This window comes from Staphylococcus sp. IVB6214, assembly GCF_025558585.1.
Classification (GTDB): domain Bacteria; phylum Bacillota; class Bacilli; order Staphylococcales; family Staphylococcaceae; genus Staphylococcus.
In genome coordinates, this window is sequence record NZ_CP094723.1 from 171872 (window position 1) to 191308 (window position 19437).

General features: G+C 39.4%; 12 protein-coding genes and 1 other RNA gene. 11 read left to right on the forward strand and 2 right to left on the reverse strand.

The genetic code is table 11. The features are described from left to right. Positions 1 to 42 precede the first annotated feature (42 nt). The 4 genes from MUA51_RS00810 (at position 43) to MUA51_RS00820 (ending at position 8534) form a co-directional block, all read left to right on the forward strand. Positions 43 to 768, forward strand: coding sequence for a DUF3169 family protein (locus tag MUA51_RS00810; RefSeq protein ID WP_262560025.1), 726 nt, complete (start codon positions 43 to 45; stop codon positions 766 to 768). A 13-nt stretch (positions 769 to 781) separates the two neighbouring features. Continuing rightward, positions 782 to 949: a VraH family peptide resistance protein gene (locus MUA51_RS10850; RefSeq protein ID WP_481906509.1), complete on the forward strand. Its 168-nt coding sequence runs from the start codon at positions 782 to 784 to the stop codon at positions 947 to 949. Positions 950 to 1385: 436 nt separating this feature from the next. Continuing rightward, positions 1386 to 3389 (forward strand): YSIRK-type signal peptide-containing protein, encoded by a 2004-nt coding sequence (locus MUA51_RS00815; RefSeq protein ID WP_262560026.1) that lies wholly within the window; start codon positions 1386 to 1388, stop codon positions 3387 to 3389. Between the two features lie 117 nt (positions 3390 to 3506). After that, positions 3507 to 8534 carry a GA-like domain-containing protein gene (locus MUA51_RS00820; RefSeq protein WP_262560027.1) on the forward strand — a complete coding sequence of 1676 codons (5028 nt, stop codon included), beginning with the start codon at positions 3507 to 3509 and terminating at the stop codon, positions 8532 to 8534. Between the two features lie 121 nt (positions 8535 to 8655). Here the strand turns inward: MUA51_RS00820 and MUA51_RS00825 are convergent, their stop codons facing one another. Beyond that, positions 8656 to 8757, reverse strand: a complete 102-nt coding sequence (locus MUA51_RS00825) for an SE2200 family small protein (protein WP_262560028.1) — start codon at positions 8755 to 8757, stop codon at positions 8656 to 8658. Positions 8758 to 8774: 17 nt separating this feature from the next. Further along, positions 8775 to 10265 (reverse strand): L-lactate dehydrogenase (quinone), encoded by a 1491-nt coding sequence (gene lqo / locus MUA51_RS00830; protein ID WP_262560029.1) that lies wholly within the window; start codon positions 10263 to 10265, stop codon positions 8775 to 8777. A 524-nt stretch (positions 10266 to 10789) separates the two neighbouring features. Between lqo and MUA51_RS00835 the strand changes: the two genes are divergently transcribed. The 7 genes from MUA51_RS00835 (at position 10790) to dnaX (ending at position 19420) form a co-directional block, all read left to right on the forward strand. After that, positions 10790 to 12394 carry an L-lactate permease gene (locus MUA51_RS00835; RefSeq protein ID WP_262560030.1) on the forward strand — a complete coding sequence of 535 codons (1605 nt, stop codon included), beginning with the start codon at positions 10790 to 10792 and terminating at the stop codon, positions 12392 to 12394. A 175-nt stretch (positions 12395 to 12569) separates the two neighbouring features. Then, entirely contained in the window at positions 12570 to 14012 is a 1443-nt protein-coding gene (treP, locus tag MUA51_RS00840) for a PTS system trehalose-specific EIIBC component (protein ID WP_262560031.1), read from the forward strand. Between the two features lie 100 nt (positions 14013 to 14112). Further along, positions 14113 to 15786 carry an alpha,alpha-phosphotrehalase gene (treC, locus tag MUA51_RS00845; protein WP_262560841.1) on the forward strand — a complete coding sequence of 558 codons (1674 nt, stop codon included), beginning with the start codon at positions 14113 to 14115 and terminating at the stop codon, positions 15784 to 15786. After that, entirely contained in the window at positions 15770 to 16495 is a 726-nt protein-coding gene (gene treR / locus MUA51_RS00850) for a trehalose operon repressor (protein ID WP_262560032.1), read from the forward strand. The genes treC and treR overlap by 17 nt, the downstream gene beginning before the upstream one ends. Positions 16496 to 16555: 60 nt before the next feature. Continuing rightward, an RNA gene (ffs, locus tag MUA51_RS00855) (signal recognition particle sRNA large type) lies at positions 16556 to 16825 on the forward strand. 205 nt (positions 16826 to 17030) lie between these two features. Next, positions 17031 to 17567, forward strand: a complete 537-nt coding sequence (locus tag MUA51_RS00860; RefSeq protein ID WP_262560033.1) for a GNAT family N-acetyltransferase — start codon at positions 17031 to 17033, stop codon at positions 17565 to 17567. A 185-nt stretch (positions 17568 to 17752) separates the two neighbouring features. Beyond that, complete coding sequence (gene dnaX / locus MUA51_RS00865) at positions 17753 to 19420, forward strand: DNA polymerase III subunit gamma/tau (RefSeq protein WP_481906521.1); 1668 nt, start codon at positions 17753 to 17755, stop codon at positions 19418 to 19420. Positions 19421 to 19437: the final 17 nt, after the last annotated feature.

A 19437-nucleotide genomic window follows, 5' to 3' on the forward strand; every position in this document is an offset into this window, starting at 1 on the left:
TATAAATGATAGATATCGAAAAAGAGAGAAGGGAGATATTTTATGAAGGTGATGCGTTTCATATTATCCATGTTGTTCGGTGGTCTCATTGGTGGCTTTGTCGGTTTGTTTTTCGCTGATACAAAAGGATTTCGCTTTTTAACAGAGTTTCATTTTGTAGACGATTGGACGATGTCAATCATCGGATATATGGTTCTAGCTGTGATTGCAGGATTATTTCTCTATCAACTATGGTTACAAAAACACATTCTAAAAAAGAAGAAAGAAATGACACAAACAATGACTGATGTATGTACAGAAACAGATCAGATGGAGTCTCGTTTATCATTGTTATTTTGGCGTGTTGGAGCCATCAATCAGTTCAACGTGTTGTTGAGTTTTATTTTCATGATATTTGCAGTACTGAATAACAGCAGCTCAATTATGTCAGTATTAATGATGATCATCTTCGTCATTGCAAGTTTTAGTACCATACCATACAGTCTCTTCGTTAGAAAGTATGATGTACGATTTCCAAAAGTAGGTGAGAAACAGTACACTGAAAAAGTATTAGCATTAATGGATGAAGGAGAACGACATATTACACTAGTATCTATGTATAAAGTGTATACGATGAATAGTGCTTTTCTAATGATTGGTATTTTATTACTTAGTTTCTTTTCCATTGAATCAGGCGTCAATCAATCTTTAGGACTTATCATCTTAGTGTTCTTATTCGCGTACAATATATTTGGCTATCTCTTAAGAGTGCGCAAATTTTATAAGTAAGGTAGGGATAATTATGAAAATAAAAGAAGTTATATCTAAAATACTTGAACTAGAAGTCAATATAAATGTTATTTTTTATAGTGTCCTGTTCGCATTTATTTTAAGTATATTGTTCACACCTTTTCTAGCAATTCCAATGGGGATCTTATTGGCATTTTATATGGATGATCAACTTGAATAAGTTGTGATGTATTAACAATTAAATAAGTTTTAAAAGCAATAATCTTATCATAATAAGGTTATTGCTTTTTATTTTGTTTTGTGCAAATGACTTAAATTTATATATTGAGTTTATAAAATTATGTAATAGTCTAAAATATAAAGTAGGATAAAAGTTGCATGTTAATAAAATCACCTTTATTGTTAAATAATATAACTAAAATTAAAAAATTGTATCTCTGCAGATCGTATAGAAAAGAACTTATAGATAGAAATATAGTTTCATACCAACTCAAGACACCACTTTCGATTCGTTTCTCATTTGTATACATCAATTTAGAAGTTATTAACGACTATTCCCATTTATTAACAATATCCAACACATTTGCTCATGTAATTATCGAAACATAATTTAATCACAGTCATCATAGGTCACTTATATTAGGAGGTTTTATTTAATGAATAACAAGAATAATTTTTTATCTAATCGTCTCAATAAATATTCGATTAGAAAAGTCAACTTTGGAACAGCATCACTACTCATCGGTGCAACATTACTATTCGGTGTCAACAACGATGTACAAGCATCTGAAAAGATGACAAATAGCGCCGTTTCAGAAGGTCAAATGGGAGCTGACAGTTTAGACGCATCTGACGTAGAAACACCAGACGTTTCTGAACAAACAGAAACGCCAGAAGACGTACAATCAGAACCAACGGGAACTGAGACGACAGAGGCCTTATCAGAACAAGAAACAACCGTTACGTCTGATTCTGAAACAACAGATGTAGTGACAGATGAAAATTATACGCAAGCAGTACCGGAAGAGAAAGCAACTGAAGAACAAACTGAAGTAGCAAAAAAAGAAGAATCAACAACAGAAGAAAAGTCTATTGAATCGCAAGAAGTAACGCAATCAACGGAAGAAAGTAAACAAGAAAGTGCGACAGAAATCTCAGAAGTGTCAGAAGCAATTTCAGAAGTAAAACAACCTGCTGAGAATCAAGTAGCGAATGAAACTACAACACCAGAAGAAGTAGTGACAGCGGGTGAAACTGTTCAATCTAATGAAACAGTAGAAACACCAGACGTGCCAGCGACACGATATGATGCGGCAGTGGCGCTATCTGAAGAGTTAGAGAAAAATAAATCATATGCAACAACAAGTGGTACAGCATTCCGTTCAGTTTTCCGCAGCGCTCCAACAACACGTGCAGCGGAAACTTATACAGGGAAAATCATTGATTACCCAGGTGACTTAGTTCAAAAAATAGATGATCCATCGACAGCACTTGCGCCAGGTAATATTAACTTTTCTCCAAGGTTTGTAGACGGAAAAAGTAAGTCGTATGCCTTCTTAGTAAATCCAGATGGTACGATTACGAAGAAACAGCTTGCAACAACAAGTAGTGGTGGTGTAGTTGCATACAGGGGGACATATGTTGAGTTGAATACTAATACACCAGAAGCATATGTATATTTGAGTAATGTCGGTATTGCGGATGGTCATATTGTAGATGCCATTGCGAAAGTATCTGTCATCCCATCAAAAGACGGAGATGCGGCGAATACGCGATATTTCTTTATGTCAGGTAGAGACTATCTTTCTCTTGCTTCAAAAAATGGTGGAGGTGCAAAAGTAGACTTAACGTTTGTAGAACACAAAGATCAAAGTGAGTTTGATAACTTATATAATACAGTTCAAACATCACAAACGACTAAAGATGTATTACTTCAACAACTGAATAATATCAAAGGAGTAGAAACACCAGTCAGTGGTCTATTAAACGTCTATGACTTAGATGATTACAGTGCAATTAAGAGTAAAGAATCGAGAAAGTCAATTACGTTTGAACGTGATCAAGTAAGTAATCTTTATGTAAGTAATGAAGCAAGACAAAAAGCATCAGCTTTAATGGAGCTAACTGGAGACAATTTAACCATTACATCAGGGCCTGATGGAAGAGGGGGTACTTATGATAACAATAAACGTGTGACAGTGACATTTGAAAACCAAAGTCAATTGAACTATACAATCACAGGTTCAGGGGATGAAGGCCCTGCATTCCACCCTGATGGTCTTTTATTATTACAAGTACCACCATATCATGTGGAAGATATATCGATAACAACAGGGCAAGACGACCAATTCGTCATACATCAAACAGTTCCAATGCGTGATGTAAGAAAAACGAACACATTACCAACAGATCTTACGTTAGGTGTTCAAGCACCAGAAGGCGTTAAGCTGACGTTAAAAGAAAATACAACATCATTGTTTACAGCAGACAAGAGTGCGAGCACGGACAATAACTTAAAAATTGTTCCTGGTAGAAACGGCAATAAAGATTTAAGTTTATTGAAAAATGCAACGTACTATAACAAGATTTATGACTTACCAATCACAGCAAGTCATGACTTGACTTTAGCGGATATTGAGAACAACACGACAAAATGGTAAACATTTCAAAAGTACTATGATAAAGACGAAGAAGTCTTAAAAGTACCACTTACTTACACATTTGATAATAGTGCAGAGCAGTGGGATAATCTCACAACAGATAAAAGCCATGCGGTGATGAATGTTTCAGACGATATTAAAAATACGTTGCGTAGAATTGATGAAGCTGCAGCCGCAGTGGAAGAAGCAAAGAAAGCGGATCAAGCTGCGAAAGATGCATTAGCTAAAGCGAATAACAATGGCTTAATTACCCCAACAGAAGTAGAGACATTAAATGCAGCACAACAAAATGCAGTAGCTAAGAAAACAGCAGCAACAAATATCGTCAATCAATTACCAGCAGCATATAAAGGTGACATGCCAACAACATTAGCAGGTTTAACAGGTATTGATATACCGTCTGTAACGGACCAAAATGAAAATGGTATTGCTGATGATTACGAAGCAGCTTTGACAGCAGTGGAAGCAGCTATGACAGCAGTGGAAGCAGCTATGACAGCAGACGAAGACGTGAAAGCAGAACTAGTGAAGGCAAATGAAGATGGTTTAATCACACCAACAGAGAAAGCAGAGTTAGAACGTCTACAACAAGACGTAGTAGACAAGAAAGCAGCAGCAGAAGAAATAGTCAATGCCTTACAAGAAGATCAAAAAGGCATCTTACCAGCAGAGTTAGAGAAACTAGAGGGAATTACAATTCCAAAAGTGAACGACTCAGACGCCAACGGCGTAGATGACGAAGTGGACGCGCAACGTAAAGAAGCGGAAGCAGCAGTCGAAGCGGCAAAAGTGGCAGACCAAGCCGCAAAAGATGCGTTGGCAGAACTAAGTAAAGATGGATTAATCACGCCAACGGAAAAAGCAGAATTAGAACGACTTCAACAAGAAGCAGTAGAGAAGAAAGAAGCAGCTACGGAAAAAGTCAACGTATTACCAGAGAAGCAAAAAGGTGATATGCCAACAACATTAGCAGGTTTAACAGGTATTGATATACCGTCTGTAACGGACCAAAATGAAAATGGTATTGCTGATGATTACGAAGCAGCTTTGACAGCAGTGGAAGCAGCTATGACAGCAGACGAAGACGTGAAAGCGGAATTAGTGAAGGCAAATGAAGATGGTTTAATCACACCAACAGAGAAAGCTGAGTTAGAACGCCTACAACAAGATGTAGTAGACAAGAAAGCAGCAGCAGAAGAAATAGTCAATGCCTTACAAGAAGATCAAAAAGGCATCTTACCAGCAGAGTTAGAGAAACTAGAGGGAATTACAATTCCAAAAGTGAACGACTCAGACGCCAACGGCGTAGATGACGAAGTGGACGCGCAACGAGACGCAGCAAAAGCAGCAGTAGAAGAAGCGAAAGTGGCAGATCAAGCCGCGAAAGATGCGTTAGCAGAATTAAGTAAAGATGGATTAATCACACCAGAAGAGAAGAAAGGACTTGAGAAACTCCAACAAGCTGCAGTAGATAAGAAAGCCGAAGCAACAGATAAGGTTGAAGCGTTACCAGCCGATCAAAAAGGCGAGTTACCAACAGAGTTGTCTAAGTTGGATGGTATAGAAATTCCAGACATTAATGATAATGACGCTAACGGCGTAGCCGACGAAGTGGATGAACAACGTAAAGAAGCGAAAGCGGCAGTGGAAGCGGCAAAAGTGTTAGACCAAGCCGCAAAAGATACATTAGCAGAATTAAGTAAAGGTGGATTAATCACACCAGAAGAGAAGAAAGGACTTGAGAAACTCCAACAAGCTGCAGTAGATAAGAAAGCCGAAGCAACAGATAAGGTTGAAGCGTTACCAGCCGATCAAAAAGGCGAGTTACCAACAGAGTTGTCTAAGTTGGATGGTATAGAAATTCCAGACATTAATGATAATGACGCTAACGGCGTAGCCGACGAAGTGGATGAACAACGTAAAGAAGCGAAAGCGGCAGTGGAAGCGGCAAAAGTGTTAGACCAAGCCGCAAAAGATACTTTAGCAGAATTAAGTAAAGATGGATTAATCACACCAGAAGAGAAGAAAGGACTTGAGAAACTCCAACAAGCTGCAGTAGATAAGAAAGCCGAAGCAACAGATAAGGTTGAAGCGTTACCAGCCGATCAAAAAGGCGAGTTACCAACAGAGTTGTCTAAGTTGGATGGTATAGAAATTCCAGACATTAATGATAATGACGCCAACGGCGTAGATGATGAAGTGGATGAACAACGTAAAGAAGCGGAAGCAGCAGTGGAAGCGGCAAAAGTGGCAGACCAAGCCGCAAAAGATGTGTTAGCAGAATTAAGTAAAGATGGCTTAATTACGCCAACGGAAAAATCAGAATTAGAACGACTTCAACAAGAAGCAGTAGAGAAGAAAGAAGCAGCTACGGAAAAAGTCAACGTATTACCAGAGAAGCAAAAAGGTGATATGCCAACAACATTAGCAGGTTTAACAGGTATTGATATACCGTCTGTAACGGACCAAAATGAAAATGGTATTGCTGATGATTTCGAAGCAGCTTTGACAGCAGTGGAAGCAGCTATGACAGCAGACGAAGACGTGAAAGCGGAATTAGTGAAGGCAAATGAAGATGGTTTAATCACACCAACAGAGAAAGCTGAGTTAGAACGCCTACAACAAGATGTAGTAGACAAGAAAGCAGCAGCAGAAGAAATAGTCAATGCCTTACAAGAAGATCAAAAAGGCATCTTACCAGCAGAGTTAGAGAAACTAGAGGGAATTACAATTCCAAAAGTGAACGACTCAGACGCCAACGGCGTAGATGACGAAGTGGACGCGCAACGAGACGCAGCAAAAGCAGCAGTAGAAGAAGCGAAAGTGGCAGATCAAGCCGCGAAAGATGCGTTAGCAGAATTAAGTAAAGATGGATTAATCACACCAGAAGAGAAGAAAGGACTTGAGAAACTCCAACAAGCTGCAGTAGATAAGAAAACCGAAGCAACAGATAAGGTTGAAGCGTTACCAGCCGAACAAAAAGGCGAGTTACCAACAGAGTTGTCTAAGTTGGATGGTATAGAAATTCCAGACATTAATGATAATGACGCTAACGGCGTAGCCGACGAAGTGGATGAACAACGTAAAGAAGCGAAAGCGGCAGTGGAAGCGGCAAAAGTGTTAGACCAAGCCGCAAAAGATACTTTAGCAGAATTAAGTAAAGATGGATTAATCACACCAGAAGAGAAGAAAGGACTTGAGAAACTCCAACAAGCTGCAGTAGATAAGAAAGCCGAAGCAACAGATAAGGTTGAAGCGTTACCAGCCGATCAAAAAGGCGAGTTACCAACAGAGTTGTCTAAGTTGGATGGTATAGAAATTCCAGACATTAATGATAATGACGCTAACGGCGTAGCTGACGAAGTGGACGCGCAACGTAAAGAAGCGGAAGCGGCAGTGGAAGCAGCGAAACAAGCAGATGAAGCTGCGAAAACAGCGTTGGCAGAATTAAGTAAAGATGGCTTAATTACGCCAGCTGATAAAGCAGAATTAGAACGACTTCAACAAGAAGCAACAGCGAAGAAAGCCGAAGCAACAGATAAGGTTGAAGCGTTACCAGCTGATCAAAAAGGTGAGTTACCAACAGAGTTGTCTAAGTTGGATGGTATAGAAATTCCAGACATTAATGATAATGACGCCAACGGCGTAGCTGACGAAGTGGATGAGCAACGTAAAGAAGCGGAAGCGGCAGTGGAAGCAGCGAAACAAGCAGATGAAGCTGCGAAAACAGCATTAGCAGAATTAAGTAAAGATGGCTTAATTACGCCAGCTGATAAAGCAGAATTAGAACGACTTCAACAAGAAGCTGCTGACAAAAAGGCAACGGCGACAGAAAAAGTAGAAGCACTTCCTGCAGATCAAAAAGGTGAGTTACCATCAGAGTTAGACAAACTAGACGGCATTGAAATTCCAAAAGTAACAGATGCCGACGAAAATGGCATTGATGATGATACAGACGCGCAACGTGCAGATGCGGAAAAAGCAGTGGAAGAAGCGAAGAAAGCGGATCAAGCTGCGAAAGATGCGTTAGCGAAAGCAAATGAAGATGGCTTAATCACGCCAACAGAAAAAGCTGAACTAGAAAAACTACAACAAGATGCGACGGATAAGAAAGCTGCGGCAACAGAAAAAGTCGATGCGTTACCAGCCGATCAAAAAGGTGACTTACCATCAGAATTAGATAAGTTGGACGGAATTACAATTCCAGAGATTAATGATAAAGATGAAAATGGAATTGCTGATGATACAGATGCCCAAAAAGCAGATGCAGAAAAAGCGGTTGAAGCTGCTAAGAAAGCAGACCAGGCAGCAAAAGACGCATTAGCTAAAGCAAATGAAGATGGATTAATCACGCCAACCGAAAAAGCTGAGCTAGAAAAACTCCAACAAGATGCGGCGGATAAGAAAGCTGCGGCAACAGAAAAAGTCGATGCGTTACCAGAAGATCAAAAAGGTAATTTACCATCAGAATTAGATAAGCTAGACGGAATTACAATTCCAGAAGTAAACGATTCTGACGAAAATGGTATCGCTGATAATGTAGATGCTCAACGTGCAGATGCGGAAAAAGCGGTAGAAGAAGCGAAGAAAGCGGATAAAGCAGCAAAAGATGCATTGGCAAAAGCGCAAGCAGATGGCATCATTACAGCGGAAGAAAGAGCTGAGTTAGAACGACTTCAAAAAGATGCGCAAGTGAAGAAAGCAACAGCAACAGAAAAAGTAGAAGCATTACCAGCCGATCAAAAAGGTGACTTGCTAGAAGAACTTGATAAGTTAACTGGTATTAAAGTCCCAGAAGTAACTGATATCGGTGATAGTGATAAACCGGGTGATCATTCAGATACAGAAAATAAACCAGGTAAAGACACTAAATCAGGTGACAAGCAAGAAAAACCAGATGGCACTATCTCTTCACCAATGAAGCCAACAGAAAAAGACAATGATACAATCACTGAAGATGGAGAGACAATTGAGAAAGAAACACCGTCTCAAATAGATTCAGAAGGTAAAAAACAAACACTTCATGAATTACCAAAAACAGGACAAGATTCACAGCAACCAATTACATTATTTGGTGGATTAATCACTGCTTTAGGTGGACTATTGTTCTTCAGAAGACGTAAAAAAGAAAAAGAAAGTAAATAGGCACTAACTACAAGAAGCAGCAGAACCATTAACAGGTCTGCTGCTTCTTTCTTATTAGATAAACAAATAAACCTCTCTCCTTAAGGCGTAATGTCCTAAGGGGAGAGGTTTATTTTATAGATTAATATTCGATATTTGGCATTTTGTTAACATGTTGTTGATAACGTTTTAACGCAGCTACTGCTCCACCAAGAATAATTGAAATAACAACTAATTTTTTCATACCGGTGTGCACTCCTTTTATTCGTAATAGTTCAATTCTAAGTCTTTAGAAGTTTGTTCACGTGTTTTGCGCATTAATGCTTCATCATCGATTAATGATTTGCCGTATGAAGGAATCATTTTTTGGATTTTAGCTTTCCAAGCTGATAATTCTTCAGGGAAGTTGCGTTCGATTACTTCTAATGCAACTGATACTGAAGTTGATGCTCCTGGTGATTCGCCAAGTAATGCAATAACAGTATGATCTTCAGAGTTCACAACCTCTGTACCGAATTGGATAAATCCTTTGCCGTATTCTTCAGTATCTTTGATAACTTGAACACGTTTACCAGCAGTGTATAATTCCCAATCTTCGTCACGTGCTTCAGGCACAAACGTACGTAAGTGGTTCATACAACCTTCTTTTGTCATTAAAATTTGATCAAAAGAGTACTTGATTAACGGTAGGTTTTTCGCAGCTGATGCTAACAATGTTGTGATATTGTAAGGTTTCACAGACTTGAATAAGTCTAAGTTTGAACCGTTCTTCAAGAACTTAGGTCCAACACTTGCGAATGGTCCGAATAAGATTGTTTTCTTACCATCGATGTAACGTGTATCCAAGTGAGGGACTGTCATTGGAGGTGTGCCAGGTGGTTCTTTACCGTAAACTTTCACCCCGTGTTCTTCAATAACAGATGGGTTTGTACATGCTAAGAATTGACCTGTGATTGGGAATCCACCCAAGTTTTTACTTTCAGGGATACCTGTTTTTTGTAATAACGGAATCGCTCCGCCACCAGCACCGATAAAGATAACATCTGCAATTTCAGTTTGAACGTTACCTGTTTTACGGTTGCGTACTTTTACTTCCCATTTGCCATCTTCACGACGGTGGAAGTTAGTTACTTCGTGGTTATAATGAACTGCTGCATTCGGGTGTTTTTCAATGCTGCGTGCCATTTTACGTGTTAACTCACCGAAGTTTACGTCTGTACCTTCATCAATTTTGCTTGCTGCCATGATGTCACTTGCACTGCGACCTTTCATCATTAATGGCATCCATTTTCTCATTACTTCGATATCTTCTGTATATTCGATATTATCGAACATAGGGAATTGTTTCATCGCTTCGTAACGCTTTTTCAAGAACTTCACGTTGTTTACGCCACGTACGAATGAAATGTGTGGAAGTGGATTGATGAAGTCTCTTGGTGTGTCGATGTTTTTGCTTTTTACAAGATAGCTCCAGAATTGTTTTGAAATCTCAAATTCTTCATTGATACTTTTCGCTTTTTCAATATCAATAGAGCCATCAGGTTGCTGTACTGTGTAGTTAAGCTCACATAGTGCGGCATGTCCAGTACCTGCGTTATGGTTCTCATTTGAACTTTCTTCACCAGGCTGATCTAAACGCTCGTAAAGCTTAATGTTCCAGTCAGGTTCAAGGTCTTTGATCAATGAACCGAACGTTGTGCTGAGTACACCTGCTCCAATAATAATAATATCTTTGCTGTGTTTGCTTGTCATAACGATCACCTTTCTGTTTGGCTTAAGAGCAAGGCATGGGGTTTACCTTGTTATGCTCTATTATATACCAGTCTTTTTTCATTTTAAATGCTATATGCTTAATGATATTAAAAAATATCATATAACTGTCATAATTAATCGGGTGTTGTCGCTTTCAAAGGGAGTATTAAAACATAAAAAGGGTGTATGAGAATAATTATGAGTATATCGGCACTTTTCGTGTTGTGCCCTTTTTGAAGAGGATGGTATCTATTAAAAATCATCCGATAAAATGCGTACAAAAAATGGCAAAATTATGGAGATAATTGGCAGAGTAAAAAACTTTTTGAGAATAGTCATATCAAGGGTTTGAGGAGTGTCTATTTATATAAAATAAATGATTGCTAAATTCATCCTTAAAATGAATGCAAAGTTAATAAGATAAATATTGAATTAATATATCGTAGCACTTACAATTTGATTAAATAAGTCATAAGGTCATCTGATGACTATGACAAATTTATTAAGTTATTGGGGGAATTTAGATGAATGCCTTATTAATGCTTGTAGCGTTAAGTGCAGTAATTGTACCATTCATTTGTTTAGTTGTTTTACGTATGTCTGCACTCGTTGGGATGACGATTAGCACGATCGTTGTCACAATATTAGGTTACTTCGTCTGGGGAATTGAAGGTGGAGTGATTGCTGCCTCATTCCTGCAAGGTGTACATAAAACACTGACGATTATTTTAATTTTATTTGGTGCTTTGGCATTACTTAACACATTGCGTGAAACAAACGCAGTTGCACGTATTAATGCGGGGTTTCAAAATGTATCACATGATATGCGTGTACAAGTGATTATCGTAGCATTTCTATTTGGGTCATTGATTGAAGGTGCATCAGGCTTTGGTACGCCTGCAATGGTAACGGCACCGTTAATGGTTGCACTCGGGTTCAAGCCATTGACAAGTGTTGTAACAGCCTTGATTGCAGACAGTGTTTCTGTATCATTCGGGGCAGTAGGGACGCCAATCATAGTAGGACTCAGTACGTTGAAAGATGCGAATGAAACACTATTCAATATGACAACATTGCGCATTACAGCAATTGACTTGTTAAGCGGTGTGTTTATTCCACTCATTATTGTTGCAACAATGGTAATCTTCTTCGGGAAAGGCAATCGACTCAAGTCGGTGCTAGAAATCGTACCATGGACAATGTTAATTGGTGTTGTTTACGTAGTCACTGCATGGATTTATGCGATGTTGACAGGTCCAGAGTTTGTATCAATCTTAACACCGCTCACAGTTCTTGTAGTGGCTGTTTTGACAGCGAGAAAAGGTATTTTGATGCCGAAAACGATTTGGCAGGATGTACTTGAAGATGGCTATGATACAACAGCTGTATCAGGGAAACATGAGATGAGTCTGTTGTCTGCATGGTCACCTTATCTCATTGTTGTGGCACTCTTGTTACTAACACGTGTGGTCGCACCAGTTAAACATTTTACGACATCTGTATTCAACCTGTCATGGAATGAAATCTTAGGATATGAGCGTATCTCTTCTAGTTGGGAATTGCTCTACTCGCCTGGTACGATCTTACTGTTATCAGCATTTTTAGCGGTACTTATTCAGCGCAAATCAATGCGCAACTTTACAAAAGCTTGTCGTGATTCTATCAGAACAATTCGGATTACAACCATTACGTTGATTGCAACATTGGCAATGGTGCACGTATTCAGCAACTCAGGACTAAACGGTCATGAATTGTTGAGTATGCCGGAATTTATCGCTAACGGTATGGCCAATACATTTGGTGGTGTTTGGCTGGTCATCGCGCCGTTTTTAGGTGCACTCGGTTCTTTCATTACAGGTAGTGCGACAGTATCTACCTTGACGTTCTCACCAATTCAAGCAAACATTGCCCAAGCGATTGGTGCGGATGTTTACACAGTGCTCGGTGCACAAGTGATTGGTGCTGCAGCAGGGAATATGATTTGTGTGCATAACGTTGTTGCGGTATGTGCGGTTGTTAATATGCCGGGTAAAGAAGGCAGTGTGATTAGTAAAACACTCGGTCCTGCTATGTTGTACTGTATATTAGTAGGTATGAGTACATTGATTATGGCAACATTCTTTTTCTAGTAACGTCATAAATATTGAATATTAGCAGAGTGAAAATCTTTAGGGAATAGATTTTCACTCTGTTTTTTGTTGTTTCAAAAAAATAAAAATCCAATAATTATGAAAGCCTTTGCATAACTTGTACATACAAGTTATAATTTGTCTATACAAGATAGAGAGATGAGGAGTGAAGGATATGGCGGTTAAGCGAACAGATGTACAAGATATTATTGAAGCTGTTGGTGGTGCGGAAAATGTACAATCTGCGACGCATTGTGTGACGAGACTCAGATTGGTATTGCATGATGATAGTCAAGTGGATAAAGAAAGATTGAGTGACAATGCGTTGGTCAAAGGGCAGTTTAAAGCTGACAATAAGTACCAAATTGTGATTGGTCCAGGAACAGTGGATGAGGTATACAAAGTCTTTGTTAGCGAGACAGGTACTGAAGCGGTATCTAAAGATGAAGCAAAAGCACAAGCAGCGAAGAAAGGGAATCCGTTACAACGATTAATTAAGCTGTTAGGTGATGTCTTCATTCCTATTTTGCCAGCAATCGTTACAGCGGGTCTGTTATTGGGAATCAATAATGTCTTAACGATGAATTGGACAAAAGGTGCGCCATCGATTGTTGAGCGCTTCCCAGAAATTGCAGATGTTGCGAATATTATTAACGTGATTGCGACGACTGCGTTCATTTTCCTTCCTGCATTAGTAGGTTGGAGTGCAATGCGTGTATTTGGCGGTAGTCCAGTACTTGGGATTGTGTTAGGTCTTGTCTTAATGCATCCACAGTTATTGTCTCAATATGAATTAGGAACAGCTGATGAGATTCCGAAGTGGCATATTTTCGGTCTGGCTATTGAGCAATTGAACTATCAAGGTCAAGTGTTGCCAGTATTAATCGCTGCTTATGTCCTTGCTCAAATCGAAAAGGGAATGAACAAGATTACTCCTGATTCAATCAAATTGTTGGTCGTAGCTCCGGTTGCATTGTTAGTGACAGGATTCTTAGCATTCTTAGTCATTGGACCAGCTGCTTTATGGATTGGTAGAGGTATTACTGTTCCTATCATAGCATTATTCGAAAGTGCCGGTTGGCTCGGTGGTGCCATTTATGGTCTTTTCTACGCACCGCTAGTAATTACAGGGTTGCATCACATGTTCTTAGCAGTGGACTTCCAATTAATCGGCAGTGAATTACAAGGGACTTATTTGTGGCCGATACTCGCACAATCTAATATTGCGCAAGGTTCTGCGGCATTAGGTGCTTGGTATATTTTCAAAAAGCGTAAAATGGCAAAAGAACAAGGTTTGGCAGCAACTTCGAGTTTATCAGGCTTTTTAGGTGTGACGGAACCAGCGATGTTTGGTGTCAACCTACCATTGAAATATCCATTCTTTGCAGGTATCATTACAACAATGTTCACAGGTGCGTTGATTGGCGGCGCTGGCGTACTTGGTAAGGTTGGTGTCGGCGGAGTACCAGCAATTATTTCAATTAATCGTGAATTCTGGGGTATCTTTGCGATTGCAACAGTGATTTCAATGATTGTGCCAGCTATTTTAACGATCATTTTATCAAAATTCAGTCGAGAAAAAACAAAAAAGATGGTAGACAAATCTGAAGAAGTGTAAGTGAATCAAATATAATAAAGGGGAGGAGCTGAATACTTGTGTTTCAGCCCCTTCCTATTGTTTTTTTATGTATATACAACGTTTGGAAGGTGACAGAATGATGAAAGAACAAGATTGGAGAAAATCAGTCGTTTATCAAATTTATCCCAAGTCATTTAACGATACAACTGGTAATGGAGAAGGTGACTTGCGTGGGATTATCGATAAGTTGGATTATTTACAATTTTTAGGTGTCGATTACTTATGGCTGACACCGATTTATGATTCACCAATGAATGACAACGGCTATGATATCAGTAATTATTATGAAATCAATGAACGATTCGGTAATAAATCAGACTTTCGTGAACTACTTGATGCCGCACATGTACGTGGTCTTAAAGTTATCATAGATATTGTGATTAATCATACATCAACAGAACATGAATGGTTCCAATCAGCGAGACAGTCTAAAGAGAGTCCGTATCGAGATTATTACTTTTTCAAGGAATCTCAAGATGGACCACCGACAAATTGGATGTCGAAGTTTGGTGGGAATGCTTGGCAATACGATGCGCAAACAGACGAATATTATTTACATTTGTTTGATGTAACGCAAGCAGACTTAAACTGGGACAATGAAAATGTGCGCAAAGAATTGTACAAAATCTTAAACTACTGGATAGATTTTGGTGTAGATGGTTTTCGTTTTGATGTGATTAACTTGATTTCCAAAGGGGCGTTTGAAGACTCCGAAGCAATCGGCAAAGAGTTCTATACGGATGGGCCACATGTCCATGAATATATTCACGAAATGAATCGAGAAACATTTGGCGAAAAAGGATTGATGACAGTGGGAGAGATGTCTTCTACAACAATTGACCACTGTATTCAGTATACACGTCCTGAACGACAAGAACTTAACAGCGTTTTTAACTTCCATCATCTCAAAGTAGATTATAAAGATGGTGAGAAGTGGACGAACCAAAAGTTAGATTTACAACAGTTGAAAACTATTTTGATGGACTGGCAAACGGGCATCTATGAAGGTGGTGGATGGAATGCCATTTTTTGGTGTAACCATGACCAGCCACGTGTCGTGTCACGCTTTGGGACAGATTTAGATGAAGCGATGCGACAACAGAGTGCAAAAACACTTGCGATTGTGCTACATTTATTGCAAGGGACACCGTACATTTATCAAGGCGAAGAAATTGGGATGACAGACCCACACTTCACATCGATTGCACAATATCGAGATGTCGAGTCATTGAATGCATATCATTCATTGAAGGATCAAGGATATGATGAACAAGAAATCCTGACGATTCTCGGACAGAAATCTCGTGATAATTCTCGTACACCGATGCAATGGTCGGCAGAGACGCATGCTGGCTTTACGACGGGAACGCCATGGATTGATGTGGCGCCAAACTATGAAATGATTAATGTTGAAGCGGCGTTGGAAGATCGGAACTCAATTTTTTATATGTATCAAAAATTGATTGAATTGCGTCATTCACATGATATTGTCACGTATGGGAATATCGTGCCACGCTATATGGAGCATGAACAATTATTTGTGTATGAGCGGAACTACGAAGGACAGGCTTGGTTAGTAGTAGCGAATATGACGAATGAACCTGCTAAGTTGCCAGAGGATATTGAGCGAGAAGGTGACATGATTGTAGAGAATGGCGCAGTGGTAGACGGTTATCTTGAACCATATGCGGCGTACGTTTTGTCCATAGAATCAAAGCAAGAGGCGAAGATATGTCATGATCAAACAAAATAAGTTTAAGCAAATATATGAAGAATTGCGAAGAGGTATTCTTGAAGGCACATACGCATATGGAACACAACTTCCATCAGAAAATCGACTTGTGGAACAATACGATGTGTCACGTGAAACAGTCCGGAAAAGTTTAAATATGTTGGTGGCTGACGGCATGATTCAAAAGATACGTGGCAAAGGATCTGTTGTGATTTATCAAGGGATTACAGAATTTCCTTTCGCCGATCTAGTGAGTTATAAAGAAGTACAACAAAGGCAAGGTAAGGCACATCATACAGAATTGCATGTCTTTGAAAAGATAGTTGCAGGGGATGTCCCTACTATCCAACAGGCGTTAAATGTTTCGTTGAATACACCTTTATGGCATATCGTTCGTCATCGAAAAATGGATGGTCACACTAAAATTATTGATGAAGATTATTTGTTATATGACTTGTTCCCTGACTTATCGCAAAGTCACTTGTTAGACTCTTTATATGCATATATCGAACGAATTAAAGGGTATGATATTAGCTTTTCAAGTAAATCAATTACATTTGAAGCGTTTGGCGCACAAGAATACGAGGCTTTTGGAGATGTGACGCCGAATTACACAGCAACAGTGAGAGGGATAGTACATCTGAGAGATACAACAAAGTTCCAATACAACATCTCGAAGCACTTAGCTACGGAGTTTTGTTTTGTGGATTTTTCACGTCGACAAAAATAATGTGGTCCATATAGGATTACGCTTGCAAAATGATAAGGATGTATAGTAATATTAATCGTACCGTGCTAAGCGGGGAGGTAGCGGTTCCCTAGACTCGAAATCCGCTTTATGCGAGGCTGAATTCCTTTGTCACGGGTGTGTATTTGTGAGGTCTGCCCAAAGCACGAGGTGTTTGAAGACTTCGGTCCTATGCAATATGAACCCATGAACCATGTCAGGTCCTGACGGAAGCAGCATTAAGTGGATTCTCATATGTGCCGTAGGGTAGCCGAGGTTTAGCTATCGACTTTGGTAACGCTTGTGATGCACATTCAACACAAAGGTGCACGTTTTTTTAATAGTTAAATATAAGATATATTGATATAGAGAGAGTTGGGATGATGCGCGTTAAGCGATTGTTTCAACTCTCTTTTTTGGTTGTATGCATCATCGTATGTTGAATAAATGTTATAATAGAAATGGTAGATTGGAAGAAATTTGCTTTCAATGATGAGATTAAGTCATATTTAACTGAAACGAATAAGGGGGCGCTAAGATGTCGATTTTTATTAGTACATTAACGGAGATGGATTACGAGCCATCTTTACAAATGATTGAAGATGCCTTTAAAGATGTACCAGAGTCCAACCAAAATGAAGCACAACTTGTGAAAGGGTTGCGTATGGCACCGGATTATCGTTATGAATTAGAAGTGATCGCAAAAACTGCAGATGATGACATTATTGGGCATGCGATGTGTAGTGAAGTAACGATACAAAGTGATGATCATGAATATGTTGCACTTGCACTCGCACCACTATCTGTGACACAGGCATACCAGCATAAAGGTATTGGACAGGCATTGGTACAGGCTTTAGAAGAGCGTGCTTATGCACAAGAGTATACAACAATTGTTGTTGTTGGATATCCTGACTTCTATGAACAGCTGGATTATGAAGTAGCAGATGACCATGATATTACGGTGCCATTCGATGTGCCGAATGAAGCAGTGCGTGTGAAGTTTTTGTGGGATTCATTAGAAGATCCGCCGCATGGAGTAGTCCATTATCCGGATCACTTTTTTACAATATAAATAGTAGGAGTGAAGTTTGAACTGAATTTGACAATAAGACGTGGTAATGATAACAGTCAGTTGTTAGGATGGTTCAAACTTTTTGTATGGTGACCGATCATCACATACAAAATGAAGGGAACATGATATAATAAGAACATTGTATATTCGGAGGTGCAACAGTGGACTATCAAGCGCTATATCGTATGTTTCGACCACAGAGTTTTGAAGACGTCGTGGGTCAAGAGCATGTGACGAAAACATTAAAAAATGCTATTGCAAAAGGGAAACAATCACACGCATATATTTTTAGCGGGCCTCGAGGGACAGGTAAAACGAGTATTGCGAAGATATTTGCGAAAGCAATTAACTGTGAAACGAATCACGATGGTGAACCATGTAACACTTGTGCAATTTGTAAAGGGATTACGCTGGGAACAAATTCAGATGTCATCGAGATAGATGCTGCAAGTAATAACGGAGTTGATGAGATACGAAATATCCGTGATAAAGTGAAATATGCACCGAGTGAGTCACGTTATAAAGTCTATATCATTGATGAAGTACATATGTTGACGACAGGTGCCTTTAACGCACTTTTAAAAACACTTGAAGAACCCCCTGCACATGCCATTTTTATTTTGGCAACGACAGAACCACATAAAATCCCTCCAACAATCATCTCACGTGCGCAGCGTTTTGACTTTAAGGCGATTAATCAGTCACAAATTGTATCCAGACTTAAGTATGTCGCTGAAACACAAGAGATTGGATACGATGAAGCGGCATTAGATTTTATTGCTAAGGTATCAGAAGGTGGGATGCGTGATGCGCTCAGTATTATGGACCAAGCCATTGCATTTGGAGATGACCATTTAACACTTCAAGATGCGTTAGATGTGACAGGAAGTCTTGCTGATGCAGACTTGAACATGCTGATGGCGGATGTTGTATCAGGCAATGTTCACGCTGCTTTCGAACGTTATCATACATTTGTAAGTCAAGGGAAGGAAGTCAATCGTTTGATCAACGACATGATTTACTTCGTTCGAGATACCATTATGGCTAAGACAACCCATGCAGAGGTCGAATATGATGCCTTGAGCAGCTTGGACCTTAGTGTTTTGTATCAAATGATAGATGTCATCAATGATACACTTGTATCGATACGATTTAGTGTCAATCAAAATGTACATTTTGAAGTATTACTTGTGAAGTTGTCCGAGATGATCAAGTTGACGAGTGTGACGATGGATGCGACACCAACGCAAGCACCTGCGCAGGTGGATACAGCACTTGTTGCGCGTATAGACCAGCTGGAATCAGAACTCAAAACACTCAAATCACAAGGTACGAGTCGCCCAACACCTCCAAAGACACAACCGATGAAGCGTCGTGGTAGCGCAATGACGTACTCGGTGCAACGTATTGCGAAGGTGTTAGACAATGCGAATAAGGAAGATATTGCGAGCATTAAAGCACGTTGGCTTGATGTGATTCAGTATGCCAAAGACCGAGAACAAAAAGCATTGGTTAGCTTGTTACAAAATTCTGAACCCGTTGCAGCGAGTGAAGATAAAGTGTTGATTAAGTTTGAAGAAGAAATCCACTGTGAAATTTTGCAAAAAGACGAAGAGAAACGGCAAAGTGTTGAGAAAGTCGTGAAAGACATCATTAACAAATCTGTCGAAGTTGTTGGCGTACCGGCAGATAAATGGATGCAAGTGCGCAGTGATTATATAGAAGGTTTGAAGCGCAATGGCAATGAACAACCTGTACAATCTCAACCATCACAAGAACAGCCAAGTGCCGTCCAAGCGGCAAGAGATATTTTTGGTGCAGACATTGTGCATGAAGTGGATAGCGAGACATGACAACTGAAAAAAAGGCA

Coding starts and splice junctions, on each gene's coding strand:
- MUA51_RS00820 (WP_262560027.1), top strand. CDS start 3,507: ATGAATGTTTCAGACGATATTAAAAATACGTTGCGTAGAATTGATGAA.
- lqo (WP_262560029.1), bottom strand. CDS start 10,265: ATGACAAGCAAACACAGCAAAGATATTATTATTATTGGAGCAGGTGTA.
- treP (WP_262560031.1), top strand. CDS start 12,570: ATGGCGGTTAAGCGAACAGATGTACAAGATATTATTGAAGCTGTTGGT.
- MUA51_RS00815 (WP_262560026.1), top strand. CDS start 1,386: ATGAATAACAAGAATAATTTTTTATCTAATCGTCTCAATAAATATTCG.
- MUA51_RS00825 (WP_262560028.1), bottom strand. CDS start 8,757: ATGAAAAAATTAGTTGTTATTTCAATTATTCTTGGTGGAGCAGTAGCT.
- treC (WP_262560841.1), top strand. CDS start 14,113: ATGAAAGAACAAGATTGGAGAAAATCAGTCGTTTATCAAATTTATCCC.
- MUA51_RS10850 (WP_481906509.1), top strand. CDS start 782: ATGAAAATAAAAGAAGTTATATCTAAAATACTTGAACTAGAAGTCAAT.
- MUA51_RS00810 (WP_262560025.1), top strand. CDS start 43: ATGAAGGTGATGCGTTTCATATTATCCATGTTGTTCGGTGGTCTCATT.
- MUA51_RS00835 (WP_262560030.1), top strand. CDS start 10,790: ATGAATGCCTTATTAATGCTTGTAGCGTTAAGTGCAGTAATTGTACCA.
- MUA51_RS00860 (WP_262560033.1), top strand. CDS start 17,031: ATGTCGATTTTTATTAGTACATTAACGGAGATGGATTACGAGCCATCT.
- dnaX (WP_481906521.1), top strand. CDS start 17,753: ATGTTTCGACCACAGAGTTTTGAAGACGTCGTGGGTCAAGAGCATGTG.
- treR (WP_262560032.1), top strand. CDS start 15,770: ATGATCAAACAAAATAAGTTTAAGCAAATATATGAAGAATTGCGAAGA.